Source organism: Streptomyces melanosporofaciens (genome assembly GCF_900105695.1).
Taxonomy (GTDB): Bacteria; Actinomycetota; Actinomycetes; order Streptomycetales; family Streptomycetaceae; genus Streptomyces; species Streptomyces antimycoticus.
In genome coordinates this window covers 300,841-314,566 of sequence record NZ_FNST01000002.1, presented here as the reverse complement: position 1 = coordinate 314,566, position 13,726 = coordinate 300,841, and the positions used below count along the sequence as shown (strand labels likewise).

At 70.9% G+C, this 13,726-nt stretch carries 13 protein-coding genes and 2 pseudogenes; 4 read left to right on the top strand and 11 right to left on the bottom strand.

Features of this window, described 5'->3' with window-relative positions; genetic code table 11:
- The first annotated feature begins 22 nt into the window (after positions 1 to 22).
- From BLV72_RS04010 to BLV72_RS03995, 4 genes and pseudogenes are all read left to right on the top strand, one after another.
- Complete coding sequence (locus BLV72_RS04010) at positions 23 to 1,474, top strand: aldehyde dehydrogenase family protein (protein ID WP_093470135.1); 1,452 nt, start codon at positions 23 to 25, stop codon at positions 1,472 to 1,474.
- On the top strand, positions 1,471 to 2,940 hold the full coding sequence (locus BLV72_RS04005; protein WP_093460326.1) for a CoA transferase: 1,470 nt from the start codon (positions 1,471 to 1,473) through the stop codon (positions 2,938 to 2,940). Before BLV72_RS04010 ends, BLV72_RS04005 begins: the two co-directional genes overlap by 4 nt.
- Positions 2,941 to 2,963: 23 nt before the next feature.
- A pseudogene (locus BLV72_RS04000) lies at positions 2,964 to 3,380 on the top strand (aldo/keto reductase); the annotation flags it as partial.
- Positions 3,381 to 3,620: 240 nt separating this feature from the next.
- On the top strand, positions 3,621 to 4,697 hold the full coding sequence (locus BLV72_RS03995) for a zinc-binding dehydrogenase (protein WP_093460322.1): 1,077 nt from the start codon (positions 3,621 to 3,623) through the stop codon (positions 4,695 to 4,697).
- Between the two features lie 162 nt (positions 4,698 to 4,859).
- Here BLV72_RS03995 and BLV72_RS03990 read toward each other — a convergent pair.
- The 11 genes and pseudogenes from BLV72_RS03990 to BLV72_RS03945 all read right to left on the bottom strand — a co-directional run.
- Positions 4,860 to 5,260, bottom strand: a pseudogene (locus BLV72_RS03990) (XdhC family protein); the annotation flags it as partial.
- Positions 5,261 to 5,367: 107 nt separating this feature from the next.
- The gene (locus tag BLV72_RS48675; RefSeq protein WP_208906121.1) at positions 5,368 to 5,532 is read right to left on the bottom strand and encodes a hypothetical protein; all 165 of its coding nucleotides are present in this window, start codon (positions 5,530 to 5,532) and stop codon (positions 5,368 to 5,370) included.
- An 82-nt stretch (positions 5,533 to 5,614) separates the two neighbouring features.
- Complete coding sequence (locus BLV72_RS03985) at positions 5,615 to 7,087, bottom strand: NAD-dependent succinate-semialdehyde dehydrogenase (RefSeq protein WP_093460321.1); 1,473 nt, start codon at positions 7,085 to 7,087, stop codon at positions 5,615 to 5,617.
- A complete protein-coding gene (locus BLV72_RS03980; RefSeq protein WP_093460319.1) occupies positions 7,084 to 7,755 on the bottom strand; it encodes an SRPBCC family protein in 672 nt (223 codons plus the stop codon). The genes BLV72_RS03985 and BLV72_RS03980 overlap by 4 nt, the downstream gene beginning before the upstream one ends.
- Positions 7,752 to 8,090, bottom strand: coding sequence for an NIPSNAP family protein (locus BLV72_RS03975; RefSeq protein ID WP_093460318.1), 339 nt, complete (start codon positions 8,088 to 8,090; stop codon positions 7,752 to 7,754). Before BLV72_RS03975 ends, BLV72_RS03980 begins: the two co-directional genes overlap by 4 nt.
- A complete protein-coding gene (locus BLV72_RS03970) occupies positions 8,087 to 8,974 on the bottom strand; it encodes an FAD binding domain-containing protein (RefSeq protein WP_093460316.1) in 888 nt (295 codons plus the stop codon). Before BLV72_RS03970 ends, BLV72_RS03975 begins: the two co-directional genes overlap by 4 nt.
- Positions 8,971 to 9,564, bottom strand: coding sequence for an amidohydrolase family protein (locus BLV72_RS03965; protein ID WP_244321366.1), 594 nt, complete (start codon positions 9,562 to 9,564; stop codon positions 8,971 to 8,973). Before BLV72_RS03965 ends, BLV72_RS03970 begins: the two co-directional genes overlap by 4 nt.
- Positions 9,561 to 9,974 carry an amidohydrolase family protein gene (locus BLV72_RS03960; RefSeq protein WP_093460313.1) on the bottom strand — a complete coding sequence of 138 codons (414 nt, stop codon included), beginning with the start codon at positions 9,972 to 9,974 and terminating at the stop codon, positions 9,561 to 9,563. The genes BLV72_RS03965 and BLV72_RS03960 overlap by 4 nt, the downstream gene beginning before the upstream one ends.
- Entirely contained in the window at positions 9,971 to 12,388 is a 2,418-nt protein-coding gene (locus BLV72_RS03955) for a xanthine dehydrogenase family protein molybdopterin-binding subunit (RefSeq protein WP_167746308.1), read from the bottom strand. The genes BLV72_RS03960 and BLV72_RS03955 overlap by 4 nt, the downstream gene beginning before the upstream one ends.
- Positions 12,369 to 12,893: a (2Fe-2S)-binding protein gene (locus BLV72_RS03950; protein ID WP_093460310.1), complete on the bottom strand. Its 525-nt coding sequence runs from the start codon at positions 12,891 to 12,893 to the stop codon at positions 12,369 to 12,371. Before BLV72_RS03950 ends, BLV72_RS03955 begins: the two co-directional genes overlap by 20 nt.
- Complete coding sequence (locus BLV72_RS03945; RefSeq protein WP_167746307.1) at positions 12,893 to 13,717, bottom strand: alpha/beta fold hydrolase; 825 nt, start codon at positions 13,715 to 13,717, stop codon at positions 12,893 to 12,895. The genes BLV72_RS03950 and BLV72_RS03945 overlap by 1 nt, the downstream gene beginning before the upstream one ends.
- Between the last annotated feature and the right edge of the window lie 9 nt (positions 13,718 to 13,726).

Sequence of the window (13,726 nt, the reverse complement as noted above, 5' to 3'; positions counted from 1 at the left end):
AGAGAAAGAGAGCCTGATCACCGTGCTCGAACACAAGGACATCTACATCGACGGCGCCTGGCGCCCCTCTGCCGGCGAGGAGGTGACCGAGGTGGTCAACCCGGCCACCGAGCAGGTCATCGCCACCGTGCCGGCCTCCACCGTGAAGGACGTCGACGCGGCCGTCGTCGCCGCCCGCGCGGCGTTGCGTACCTGGTCCCGCACCACAGCCGCCGAACGCAGGGCCTTCCTGGACCGGCTGCACCAGGGCCTGGTGCAGCGCGCCGACGAGATCGCCGCCCTCGTCACCGCGGAAATGGGTGCGCCGCGCCAGATTTCGACGCAGGTGCAGGCGGGACTGCCGATCGCGGTCACCGCGTCGTATGTGCGGCTGCTGGAGACGTACGAGTTCGAAGAGCGCATCGGGAACTCCCTCGTCGTCAAGGAGCCGATGGGCGTCGTCGCCGCCATCACCCCGTGGAACTACCCGCTGCACCAGATCGTCGCCAAGGTGGCTGCCGCACTGGCCGCCGGGTGCACCGTCGTGCTCAAGCCGTCGGAGGTGACCCCGCTCAACGCCTACCTCCTCGCTCAGATCATCGACACCATCGGGCTCCCCGCAGGCGTCTTCAACCTCGTGCCCGGTATCGGAGCCGTGGTGGGTGAGGCGCTGGTCGTCCATCCGGACGTCGACATGGTCTCCTTCACCGGTTCCACCCGCGCCGGAAAGCGGATCGGTGAGCTCGCTGCGGCCACCATCAAGAAGGTCGCGCTGGAACTCGGCGGCAAGTCCGCCAACATCATCCTCCCCGACGCGGACCTGGAGTCCGCGGTCCGTGACGGTGTGGCCAACGTCCTGAGGAACTCTGGGCAGACCTGCACGGCGTGGACCCGGATGCTCGTGTACCGGGATTCCTACGAGCGCGCGGTGGAACTGGCCCGCGACGCGGCCGAGAGCGCGGCAGTGGGTGACCCCACCGACGAGCGGACCCAGGTCGGCCCGGTCGCCTCGGCGGCTCAGCGGGACCGGGTGCGCGACTACATCGCGGACGGAATCAACCAGGGCGCCCGGTTGGTGGCCGGCGGCGTCGAGCCGCCGGCCGGTCTGCCCACCGGCTACTACGTCCGCCCCACCGTCTTCGCCGATGTCACCGAGAACATGACCATCGCCCAGGAGGAGATCTTCGGCCCGGTGATCGTCCTCATACCGTACGAGGACGAGGAGGAGGCCCTGCGGATCGCGAGCAACTCCCTGTACGGCTTGTCCGGAGCGGTGTTCTCGGCCAGCGAGGAACGCGCCGTCGCCTTCGCCCGGCGCCTGGACACCGGCATGGTCCACATCAATGGCGCACGGTTGAACCTGCTCGCGCCCTTCGGCGGGTACAAGCAGTCCGGCAACGGCCGTGAACTCGGCGTGTACGGGCTGGAGGAATTCCTTCAGCCGAAGTCGCTGCAGCTTCCGGCATCGGCGTCCTCGGGAAGGACGGGGCCATGACCGGCCCTGATTACCCCGTCGCGCGGAGTTTCCTCTCCGAGATCTGGGACTCGCTCGGAGGGGAGAAGGAAGCCCTGGACCGGGTGCGGTTCGACGGACACGGTGGGTTGCGGTCGCCCTTCGCGGTCACCGACCTGGCCGCGGCGTCGTTCGCCGCCGCCGGGCTGGCTGTGAGCGATCTCCTCGCCACGGTCCACGGTGGGGGGCCAGGGGTTCGGGTGGACCGGGTTCTCGCCAGCGGTTGGTTCGATCTGCCGGTCGGCCCTTCCCAGCCCCTCGACCCCTCGGCCCGGCAGCAGGTTCCGCACACCTGGATGTGTGAGTTCCAGACAGCGGATGACCGGTGGCTGCGTGTGCAGGCGACCTTTCCGACGCTGCGTGCCCGGATCGCGCGGGCTCTGGGAACCGAGGAGGGCCCGGGTGCGTTCGGGGCCGAGATCCGGAAGCATCCCGCGGAGGACATCGAGCGGTTGCTGGTGGACGCGGGCGCCGCTGTCGCGATCAGTCGCTCGGTCGAGGAATGGCAACGACACCCCCAGGGCCGGGCTGTGGCCACGGAGCCCATCGTGCACACCAGGACCGGTGACGCGGGGGGCGACACCTGGACGCCGACACCTGGACGTCCGCTGGCCGGTATCCGTGTGCTCGACCTGACCCGGGTCATTTCCGGGCCGATGGCGACCCGGTTCCTGGCGGCCTGCGGTGCCGAGGTGCTGCGCGTCGATCGTCCTGGCTCGGACGAGAGCAGCGGTGTCTTCGGACGGGGCAGCGACATCGTGCTGGGCAAGCGGTGGGCGTTCCTCGACCTGCGGAGTGAGGAGGGGCGGGAGCGGTTCCTCGGGCTGCTGTCCAAAGCCGACGTGCTCGTCCACGGATACCGTCCCGGTGGCCTGGACAGCCTCGTCGCCCCGGAGGTCCGGGCCGCAGTGCGGCCCGGCTTGGTGGAAGTGGCGCTCAACGCGTACGGCTGGACGGGCCCGTGGAAGGAGCGCAGGGGTTTCGACACTCTCGTCCAGTTCAGCAGTGGTCTCGCGGACGCGACGACGGCGTGGGCCCTCGCCGACCCGGAGCACCGGACACCGATCAACGCGCTCGGCCGACTGGTCGACGCCGACCGGCCCCGGCACCTCCCCGTCGAGGCACTCGACTTCGCGACCGGATACCAGATCGCCGCAGTCGCGATCCGGGGCCTGACGCGCAGAGTGACGACAGGCGAGGGTTCGGTCTCCTGTCTCTCGCTCGCCCGCACCGCGGGGATGTTGATCAGCGCAGGGCACGTTCCCGAGGAGCCGGAGATCCGCCTGCCCCTCGACGGACCGTACGAGGACCGCGTCTTCGTCAGTGGTGACGGCCACCCGGAGAGGAGGCTCCAGTTCCCCGTCGTGGTCGAAGAGAACCCACTCTTCTGGGAGCGGCCATTCGAAGCGGCAGGCTCGTCCGCACCGAGGTGGTCGACCTCGGGCTGACCTCGCCCCGACCGAAACGACGAGTCCTGCGCGAGCTGGGCATCGGGCTGGCGCCCTACTCCCTGCTGGGCCGCGGCTTCCTGACCGGCGTAGTCAAGCCCGCCGCCGAGTACCCGGCGGACGACATGCGCAGCTGGGACGAGCGCTGGCAGCGTGAGAACTACACGTACAACCTGCATGCCACCGAGCAGCTCAAGAAGCTCGCCGCCGCCAAGGGCATCACCCCGGCCCAGCATGCGCTGGCCTGGCTGCTCGCTCAGGGCGACGACGTGGTTCCGATCCCCGGTACCCGCAACGCCGCGCGTCTGGAGGAGAACACCGGTGCTGTCGACGTCGAACTCACCGACGCCGACCTTGAGCACATCACGAAGATCCTTCCTCAGGGTTCCGCGGGTAGCCGCTACCCGGCCGCCATGCTGGCCGCCATGTCGACCGACTGACGCTCAACGGACTCGTCGCCGGTCCGTACCCCCCTGTCGGATATGCGGCCGGCGACGTCGAGGCCGACTCGATCCTGGGCTTCCGACCCGGTGGGGGCCCAACACAATGCCGGGCTCGTGCGCCACGGCATCGGCCGCGAGTTCGGCCCGAAGGCCTGTCGGCGTACGCCGAGACCAAGAGCATCGCCCTGCCCACCCCCACCCGTGCCTGACCGCCCCAACCTCCAAGGAAGAAGTGCCATGCGAGCAGCCGTACTGCACCGGACCGGTGACAAAACCCTTGAGGTCAAGGAACTGGCCACCACCTCCTTCGGGCCCGGCCGGGTCCGTGTGAAGGTGCACAAGGCCGGCCTTTGCCGCTCCGACCTCTCCGCCATGAACGGTGTGTTCCCCCACCCCGCCCCGTTCGTGCCCGGACACGAGGGCGCCGGCGAGGTGGTCGAGTGCGGCGAGGGCGTCACCCACGTCAAGCCCGGCGACCGCGTCATCATCTGCTGGATGCCACCCTGCGACGAGTGCCCGGCCTGCAAGGCCGGCGACAGCCACCTGTGCCGAAGCGGGTATGCGAACCTGGCCAAGCCCGGCTTCCAGGACGGCGAGACCATCCTCCCCGGCATGTTCGGCGCCGGCACCTTCGCCGAGGAGACCGTCATCGCCGGCTACGCGGCGATCCCGGTGCCGAACGACGTGCCGTACGAGATCGCGGCCCTGATGGGCTGCGGTGTCACCACCGGGATCGGTGCCGCGCTGAACACTGCCAAGGTGCGGCCCGGCTCCTCCGTGGTCGTGATCGGCCTGGGCGGCGTCGGCATCAGTATCGTCCAGGGCGCCAAGGTCGCTGGCGCCGCCCGCATCGTCGCGGTGGACCCGACCGCGAACCGTCGCGAGCTGGCACTGAAGTTCGGCGCCACCGACGCCGTGGCCGCCGAGGATCTCGACCCCGTCAAGCAGCGCCTGACCAGTGGCTTCGGCTTTGACTACGCCTTCGAGGCGGTCGGTAGGCCCGTCACCTTCCGTGCGGCCTACGACGCGGCACGGCCCGGAGGCACGGTCTGTCTGGTCGGGGTGGGCGCGCGCACAGAAGCGCCCGAGCTGAGCATGCTGAAGATGGTCTCCTCAGAGAAGAAGATCCTTCCCTCCTTCTACGGCGGCGGCGATGTGCGCCGGACCTTCGGCACGATTATCGACCTGTGGCGCGCGGGCCGTATCGACCTCGATTCGATGATCACCCACCATGTGCCGCTGGCCGACGTCAACGAGGCGGTCCGGCAGATGGAGACCGGCGAGGCGCTGCGCACGGTCATCGACATCGCCTGACCGGCAACTCGGCGGCAGGGCCCCACAGTGTGTGGGGCCCTGCCGCCGAGTTGCCGCACCGGTGGCTTCCGGTGTGCGGCGCAGACCCCAACGCTTCGAGATGATCTCCGCGGCGATGGAGACAGCCGTCTCCTCGGGAGTGACCGCGCCGGGGTCGAGCCCGATCGGGGAGTGGAGCCGGGCGAGCTCCGCCTCGCTGAGGCCGGTGGCGCGCAGCCCGTCGAGGCGCTGGGCGTGGGTGCGTTGGGAGCCCATGGCACCGACGTAGCCGATGGGGAGCCGGAGGGCCAGCTCCAGCAGCCGCAGGTCGAACTTGAAGTCGTGCGTGGGCACGCAGATCACGGTCCTGCCGTCGAGCGCGCCGCTGTCGCGGAGGCGGCGCAGATGTCGGTGCGGCCAGTCGAGACGACCTCCTGCGTGTCCGGAAAGCGCTCCTGGGTGGTGAACACCTCCCGGGCATCGCAGACGGTGACGTGATAGCCGAGGAGGCCGCCGATCCGGGCGACCGCGGGCGCGAAGTCGATCGCGCCGTAGACGAGCAGCCGTGGCGGCGAGGTGCGCACGGTGGTGAGGACGGTGATCCCGGTGGCAGCGGGGTCGCAGCGGCCCGCGAGGTCGTAGGTGCGTGTGCCGCTGGTGCCGAGGGTGAGCAGGGCGCGGCCGGCCCGGGTCACGGCCGCGTCCAGCTCCGCGGTGCCGATGTGCCCAAGGCGTCGTGGCCGCGGATGGCGATGGCGGCACCGAGCAGGTGCAGGGGGCCGGCGGTGACGGTGGCCAGGGCGAACGGCCGATGTTCGGCGCACCACGCCCGCAACTGGTCGGCGATGTCGATCACCGGGCTCTTTTCGTCGGCGCCGGGGGGCGTGGCACCGGGACGGCCTTGTGTCCGCGGTCCGCGCGTGTCACGCTGGCCGTGTTCATCCGTCGATGCCGCCGTGGCAGACGTATTTGGTCTCCATCCAGTCGCCGATGCCTTCGCGGCCCCCTTCCCGGCCCAGACCGGACTGCTTGACCCCGCCGAACGGTGCGACGGGGGAGGAGAACGCGCCTGTGTTCACGGCGACGATCCCCGTTTCAAGAGCCTCCGAGACCCGCCAGACACGTCGGGTGTCGCGGGTGAAGAAGTAAGCGGCCAGCCCGTACGGTGTCTTGTTGGCGTGCCGTACCGCCTCGTCCTCGTCGTTGAACCGGGTCACCGCCGCGACCGGCCCGAACGTCTCTTCGCAGCAGATCTCGGCGTTGGGCGGGCAGTCGGCCAGTACGGTCGGCTGGAAGAAGGTGCCGCCGAGCCGGTGGGGCTCTCCGCCGGTGACCACCTTGGCCCCGCGGTGTACGGCGTCGGCGATGTGCCGCTCGATCTTGCGGATGGCCGCCTGGTCGATCAGCGGGCCGACGTCGGTTCCCGGATCGAGGCCGTTGCCCACCGCCAGGGCCGCGGTGTGCTCGGCCAGCGCGGCGAGGAAGTCGTCGTAGACGGAGTCGGCGACCAGGAAGCGGTTGGCGGAGACACAGGTCTGGCCCGCGTTGCGGAACTTCGCCGCCATGGCAGCGGAGATCGCCACGTCGAGGTCGGCATCGTCGAAGACGATGAACGGGGCGTTGCCGCCCAACTCGAGCGAGACGCTCTTGATGGTGTCGGCGGCCTGCCGCATCAGCAAAGACCCCACCGTGGTGGAGCCTGTGAAGCTGAGCTTGCGCACCTCGGGCCGGGTGGTCAGCTCGAGGCCTACGGCCGGCGCGTCCTCTGCGTCCCCGACGACGACGTTGAACACCCCGGCCGGTATCCCGGCGCGTTCGGACAGCGCGCAGACCGCGAGGGCGCACAGCGGGGTCTGCTCGGCGGGTTTGAGCACGATCGGGCAGCCGGCCGCGAGGGCCGGCGCCGCCTTGCGGGTGATCATCGCGATGGGGAAGTTCCACGGCGTGATACAGGCGCCGACACCGACGGGCTCTCTGACCGCCGTCATCCGGGTGCCGGGCAGGCCGGCGGGGATCACGTCTCCGTACGCGCGGCGTCCTTCCTCGGCGAACCAGTCCAGGAAGGATGCCGCGTAGGTGACCTCCTGCGCCGCTTCCGGCAGTGGCTTGCCCTGCTCGCGGACGAGGAGCCGGGCCAGTTGATCGCGGTTGTCGATCAGCAGCGCTGCCCAGGTGCGCAGCAACTGGCCGCGCTCGTCACTGGAGAGCGCGCGCCAGCCCGGGGCCGCGGCGTTGGCCGCCTGGATCGCGCGCACCGTCTCCCGGGCGCCCATCCGGGGCACCTCGGCAAGGATCTGCCCGGTCGCCGGGTCGGTCACCGGGAAGGTACGGCCGTCGTCGGCGGCCGTCCACCGTCCGCCCACGTAGCCGAGTGCTGGCCCCAGGAGGCCGGCCCTGTCCGGCGCGCTCATCGCTGGGCTCCCCTCGGAAGGCTCGTCATGCCGTGCGGGGAACGAGCGGTGCCGCGCCGGCCGATGGCCCAGCCCAGGAGTGCCCCGAACAGGGCGGTACTGGCCGGGACGAGGGCCCGGCGCAGCAGCGGCAGCAGGATGGTGCGAGCCACGTCGAGGCCGGCGGCGCTGTCCTGGAGGGCTGCCATCTCCGGGGGCGCGGTGCGCGCGGTGTCGCGACCGCCGTCCTGGGCCACCAGCGTCTCCAGGCGCTGGGTGAACTCGTGCATGATGCTCGCGCTGACCTCCGCCAGGAGGCTCCGCCCGAACTGGGCGGCACGGCCGCTGATGGTCATGTCGGTGGAGACGTTCACCGTGGTCTTGCCGTCGCACGGCGCGAGGGTCGCGGTGACGGTCAGGTTCGCCGCTCCGCTGCCGCGTTCCTCCTGGCCCCGTGCCCGGATGACCGCGCGGTGTTCCACCTCGTCGAGCTCGATGAAGCGGGCGGTGCCCCGGTAGCGGGCGGTGACGGGGCCGATCCTGGCGGCCAGGCTGCCCCGGTACTCGCCCTCGACCACGTCGTCCAGGGTCGCTCCGGGCAGGCACTGTGCGATGCGCGGCAGGTCCTGGAGGAGTTTCCAGGCCTCGTCCAGCGGCAGGTCGACGTCGAAGGTGTTGTCGATGATCATGGCAGCTCCCTTGTGGTCTCGTGCAGCCAGTAGGCGGGGCTGGTCAGCGACAGGCTGCGCATCTCGGCGACGATCGGGCCGCCGGTTTCGGAGGCGGCTTTCAGCTGCTTCCAGTCGGGGTCGCTCTGGAAGGCCGCCCAGCGCTGCACGCGGGTCTCCTCGTCGGGAAAGCGCAGCAGGTACACGATGCGGCCCGCGTCCTCGCGGTCGGTCCAGAAGCCGACCGTGTCCAGGCGGTGCTTGTCGAAGAGGGAAAGGGTGCCCTCGGCGAAGCGCAGGTGCAGCGCGTCGGCTCGGCCCGGCGCGGCGACGTACTCGCGCAACTCGTAGATCATGTCTCGTCCTTCCTGTCGGCTGATTCGGCCCGGCGCGCGGCCTTGGTGACGGCGCGAACGAGCAGGGTGCCCGCGACATCCTTGCGGTAGGCGGCGGTGGCGTGCAGGTCGTCGCTGGGCCGCACGCTGTCCCGCACGGCGTCGGCGGCCTCGCGTACGCGGGCCGAGCCGAGCGGGGCGCCGGTGAGGATCTCCTCCGCCGCCGGGCACCGGTGGGGGATCTGGCCGACACCGCTGAGGCACACCCGGGCCTCGGCGATCCGCGGGCCGTCAACTGTGACCTGTACGGCCGCTCCGACCAGCGCGAAGTCACCGCGGCGTCGGCCCACTTCGAGGAAGGCCGCGCCAGTGCCCGGGGCCGCCCTGGGGAAGCGGATCTCCGTCAGCAGTTCGTCGGGGCGCAGGGCGGTGGTGAGGTGGGTGCGGAAGAACTCGGCGGCGGGTATCGTCCGCTCCCCGCTGGTGCTGGCGGCGACGAACACGGCGTCCAGCGCCATGGCGACCGACGGCAGTTCGGCGGCGGGATCGGCGTGCGCCAGGCTGCCGCCGACCGTGCCGCGGGTGCGCACGGGCGGGTGGGCTATCTGTGGAAGAGCCGCGGTCAGCAGCGGCGCGTGCGCCGCGACGGACGGTGAGCGTTCGGCTTCCGCATGGCGGACCGTCGCGCCGATGGACAGCTCGCTGCTGGTGCGCCGGAGCCGGGCCAGGCCGACGACGCGGCCGATGTCCACCACGTGCGCGGGGCGGGCCAGGCGGAAGTTCAGCAGCGGCAGCAGGCTCTGCCCGCCGGCGAGCACCTTGACATCGTCGGCCAGGTCGTGCAGGAGCGTGAGGGTCTCGGCGAGTGTCTGCGGGCGGTGCAGCTGGAAGTCGACGGGCTTCACGGACGACCTGCCAGGAGGGCTGCGGCCGAGCCGCCGAGGATGCGGCCCCGCTCGGCGGATTCCAGGTGCGCCGCCTCGACGACCGCACGCGGTGACGGATCGCCGATGGGGAACGGGTAGTCGGAGCCGAGCAGCACCCGGCCAGGTCCGGCCTTGGCCACCAGGTACTCCAGCGCTGTCGGGTCGAAGAGCACGCTGTCGAAGTAAAGCCGGGGGAAGGACTCGAGCGGATCGGCGGTGCCCTGTGGGTCGGTGAGGTGGTGGCGGACCAGGCGGCCCAGGACGTAGGGCAGTGCCGCACCGCCATGGGCGATGAGGATCCTGGCGCCGGGGAAGCGGGCGGGGATGCCGGCGTACAGCATCCGGGCCATGGCCACGGTGGTGTCCTCCAGCCGTGCCAGGCCGTTGACCAGCCCGAAGTCGTGGTAGCGCGGGCTTGCGGCGCCGAATCCCGGATGCAGGAAGACGATTGCCCGGCTCTCGTCGGCGGCTTCCCAGAACGGGGTGAACTCCGGGCTGTCGAGCTCCCGTTCCCCCGCGCGGGTGGCGATCATGACACCAGGCAGGCCCGCGGTCCGCTGGGCCTTCAGGGCCGCGGCGGCGCGCGGGGGTCCTGCAACGCAACGGTGCCCAGCGGGATCAGCCGGTCGTCGGCCTTGGTGTATTCCACGATGCCGCCGGTGAGCGCTTCGGCCCAGTCCGCGCCCTCATCGCCGGGCAGCTGGTAGCCGAATGCGTCCAGCCAACCGCCGACGACCTGCCGGTCGATGCGCTGGGCGTCCAGCCATGCCGTGCGCCGGGACGGGTCGGTGAGGCCGGGCGCGACCGGGCGGGTGGCAGGGCCGCCGTTGAAGGAGAGCACCTGGCCGCCTGCGTGCGTCGCCGTCGCGATGTGCGGGAAGCGGAGGCGTCCGGCGGCCAGGTCGGCGAGCAGGCCGGGCGGCACCACGTGGGCATGGATGTCGACGGTCTCTCCCGGGCCGGGTGTGACATTGCTCATCGGGTACCTCCGGGCTGTTTGAGCGTCGCCCACACGTCGCTGGGCTTGATCGGCAGGGAGTGGATCGAGGACGCGCCGCCGCCCGTCAGGGCGTCGTTGACGGCGCTCGCGACGGCCGCCGGCGCTCCCATGTAGCCGGCCTCGCCCGCGCCCTTCTGCCCGAGGGTGGTGTACGGCGAGGGTGTGCAGTGCTCGGTGTCCACGATGACGGGCACCTCGTGTGTGCTCGGGAGCAGGTAGTCCATGAACGACGGGGTCAGCGGCTGTCCCTCGGGGCTGTAGGCGAACTGCTCGTACAGCGCCACGCCGATGCCGTGCGCGGTGCCGCCGTAGACCATCCCGCGTACCACGTCGGGGTTGACGACGGTGCCGCAGTCGTGCGCCACGTAGTAGCGGTCCAGTTCCACTGTCCCGGTGTCCGGATCCACCATGGCGAGGACCAGGTGGGCCTCAAAGGAGTAGCAGGGGTAGAGCTGCACCGTTCCGTCCGGCCGGGTCAGCTCGCCGGAGCGCGGCGTGTGGGCCACATAGACGGCTTCGAGCCCCGGTTGCACGCCAGGCGGCATCAGGTGCTGCTTGCGGTGCGCGATGGCCGCGAGGTCGGACCAGGACATGCGCCGCGCCGGCTCGGAGGCCACCACGACGTCGCCGCTGTCGTAGGCGAGCTCCGCCTCGGTCACTGCCAGGTTGTGCGCGGCGATCCGCAGCAGCTTGGCCTTGAGCTCCGTCGCCGCCCCGCGGACCGCCTCGCCGAGGACGATCGTCATCCGGCTGCCCACCGGGCTCTGGGAGGGCATCCCGGACAGCGAGTCCGCCCTGAGCACCATGATCGTCGCCGGGTCGCGCCCGAGTTCCTCGCCGACGAGGGTGGCGACCAGGGTGTCGTGGCTCTGGCCCGCCGACGACAGGGCGATCACCGCCGTGACCTCGCCGTCGCCGTCCACTCTGAGGCGGCATGCCTCCGGGAATGTGCTCTTGTCGTTCGCGCGGTTCATGATGTTCTCGAACACGGCGTTGCCGCCGCCCGGCTCCAGGCAGGTGGCCACGCCGACGCCGGCCAGCAGCCCCTGCCGGCGCAGTTCGTCCCTGTGGCGCAGCAGCGCGGGCAGATCGGCGAGCACGACGGCCTTCTCGAGCACCGCCGGGTAGTCCCCGGAGTCGTACTCGGTGCCGCTGGGGATCCGGTACGGAAACTCCTGGGGCTGGATGAAGTTGCGTCGCCGGATCTCCAGCCGGTCCATGCCCAGGGCGCGCGCCGCCTCGTCCACCGCCGACTCGATGGCGTAGTTGGTCGGCGACTGCCCGAACCCGCGCACTGCGACCTGGCCGGTCTTGTTGGTGGTCACCGCGGTCGCGGTGTAGGCGGCGCACGGGATGCGGTAGGGTCCCACGATGGCGCCGATCGGCTTGGCCAACTGCAGCGGTGAGCGCCCCGGGTAGGCGCCCTCGTCATCGACGACGGCGATGCGGATGCCCGTGAACTCCCCCTCGTTGGTGACGGCGAGCTCGACGTCGAAGATGCGGTCCGGGCCGTGGAAGTCACCGCCGTGCATGTTCTCCGCACGGTCCTCGATGAACTTGACAGGGGCACGCAGAAGCCGGGCCAGGTAGCCGACGAGCACCCCGTGCTTGATGCCGCGTTTGACCCCGTAGCTGCCGCCGACATCGACGTCGAAATGCACCCTGATCTGGTTGGTGGGGATGCGCAGGGCGTGCGCGAGCTGCTCCGGGAACTGCGGCATCTGGATCGACGCCCACACATCCAGCAGGCTACGGTCGGCGTCCCAGCGGGCGACCACCCCGAAGGTCTCCAGCGGCACCGTCGAGTTCCGGTTCCACCGCGCCCGGGTGCGCACTGTGCGGTCCGCCGCGGCGAACGCCCCGTCGACGTCGCCCCACACGAACTCGCGGTGCGCCATGACGTTGGTGCCCTGGTCCGCGTGGACCAGTGGTGAGCCGGGGCGTGCCGCTTCCTCGGGGTCGAGCACGGCGGCCAGCGGCTCGTAGTCCACCGACACCAGGTCGGCACCGTCCTCCGCGACCGCGCGGGAGGTGGCGACGACCGCGGCGACCCATTCTCCGGCGTAGCGGACCACGTCGGTGGCCAGCGGGCGCCATTCGATGCCGGGAAGGTCGAGGTACTGGCGCAGCGGATCGGTGGCCTTGGCCAGTTCCGCGCCGGTCACGACGGCGACGACACCGTCCAGCTCCAAGGCCCGGGCGGTGTCGACAGCGGTGATACGGGCATACGGATAGGGGCTGGTCACCAGGCCCACGTGCAAAGTCCCGGGCGGGGTGATGTCGGCGACGTACCGGCCGCGCCCTTGGACGAACCTGACGTCCTCCCGGATACGGTCCGGCTTGGACACCCACTTGAACTGCCCGGTGCCGTGGTCAGTGGCCGATCCGGTCATCGGCGCCCACCTCCTCTTGCTCGTCCTCGAGTCGGTGACGCCGGGCCGCGCGCTCGATGGCCTCCCGGATCTGCACATAGCCGGTGCAGCGGCAGATGTTTCCGCTCAGAGCCTCATCGATGTCGGCGGGCGTCGGCTGGCGGTTGCGTTCCAGCAGGGCCTGTCCCGCCAGCACCATGCCGGGTGTGCAGTACCCGCACTGCAGGGCATGCGCCGCGCAGAACTCCTCCTGCACGACGCTGAGCGGGCCGTCGTGCGACCCCGCTCCCTCGATCGTCGTCACCGTGTGACCGTCGGCCTGCGCGGCGAGCACGATGCAGGAGCGGACCGGTTCACCCTCCAGTAGCACCGTGCAGGCGCCGCACACGCCGTGCTCGCAGCCCAGGTGCGTACCGGTCAGCTCCAGAACATCGCGGAGGAAGTCCGCGAGGCTCATGCGGCCCGAAACCGTTTCCCGGCATGTCTCGCCGTTGACCCGCATTTCTATCTCGTGGGTGCTTCCCATCACCGCTTGTCTCCTTGGCGTTCCGCGACGAAGTCCGCGAGGACGCGGGTGAACTCCCCCGGGTTCTCGATGGCGGACAGATGGCCTGCCTCGGGGATCACCTCGAACCGGGCGCCCTTGATCCGCGAGGCGACCAGTTCGGACAACTCCCGTGGTGTCTTCATGTCGCGTTCACCCCACAGCACCAGCGCCGGCACCCCGATGCCGCCGAGGACATCGCCGAGACGGGCACCGAAACAGGTCTCCGCGGAGGCCGCCAGCGCCTCCGGACCGATACCGGACATGGCCTCCCGGACCATCTCGGCCCCGACGGGCAGGGACGTGGCCGTGAACGTCTCGGCGACGTACCAGTCGGCCAGCGCGGCCATGCCGTCCTGACGGGCGCGACGGGTGAACGCGTCCGTCTTGGCCCGCGCCACGTCGGGGTCGAGTTCCGCAAAGCTGTCCGCGACGACCAGGCCGCGTGTCCGCTCCGGACGCAGGCCGGCGAAGGCCAGCGCCTGCACACCCCCCATGGACAGCCCGGCGATCACGGCCCGGTCCACGCGGGCATGGTCCAGGACACGGTCCAGGTCGGCGAGCCACTCGCCGAGGTCCAGCCTGGCGGCCCAGCTGGAGCGGCCGTGGCCCCGACTGTCCGGCGCGATCACCCGGTACTCGGCCGCGAGAGCGTCGATCTGATGACGCCACAGGCGGTGGTCCGTTCCGAGGCTGTGCAGCAGCACGAGCGCTTCCCCCGTGCGTGGCCCCGCATCGAGGTAGCCGATCGTAGGGTGGCCGACGGCAACCTGGCACCACTCCCGCCTGCCTGCGTCCTGGTTCATCATGTCCCT

What these genes read in the sequence shown, in the direction of transcription:
- BLV72_RS03975 (WP_093460318.1), bottom strand. Translation starts at nt 8,090, where the DNA reads ATGATCTACGAGTTGCGCGAGTACGTCGCCGCGCCGGGCCGAGCCGAC.
- BLV72_RS03985 (WP_093460321.1), bottom strand. Translation starts at nt 7,087, where the DNA reads ATGAGCGCGCCGGACAGGGCCGGCCTCCTGGGGCCAGCACTCGGCTAC.
- BLV72_RS03980 (WP_093460319.1), bottom strand. Translation starts at nt 7,755, where the DNA reads ATGATCATCGACAACACCTTCGACGTCGACCTGCCGCTGGACGAGGCC.
- BLV72_RS03955 (WP_167746308.1), bottom strand. Translation starts at nt 12,388, where the DNA reads ATGACCGGATCGGCCACTGACCACGGCACCGGGCAGTTCAAGTGGGTG.
- BLV72_RS03960 (WP_093460313.1), bottom strand. Translation starts at nt 9,974, where the DNA reads ATGAGCAATGTCACACCCGGCCCGGGAGAGACCGTCGACATCCATGCC.
- BLV72_RS03945 (WP_167746307.1), bottom strand. Translation starts at nt 13,717, where the DNA reads ATGAACCAGGACGCAGGCAGGCGGGAGTGGTGCCAGGTTGCCGTCGGC.
- BLV72_RS04005 (WP_093460326.1), top strand. Translation starts at nt 1,471, where the DNA reads ATGACCGGCCCTGATTACCCCGTCGCGCGGAGTTTCCTCTCCGAGATC.
- BLV72_RS03995 (WP_093460322.1), top strand. Translation starts at nt 3,621, where the DNA reads ATGCGAGCAGCCGTACTGCACCGGACCGGTGACAAAACCCTTGAGGTC.
- BLV72_RS03950 (WP_093460310.1), bottom strand. Translation starts at nt 12,893, where the DNA reads ATGGGAAGCACCCACGAGATAGAAATGCGGGTCAACGGCGAGACATGC.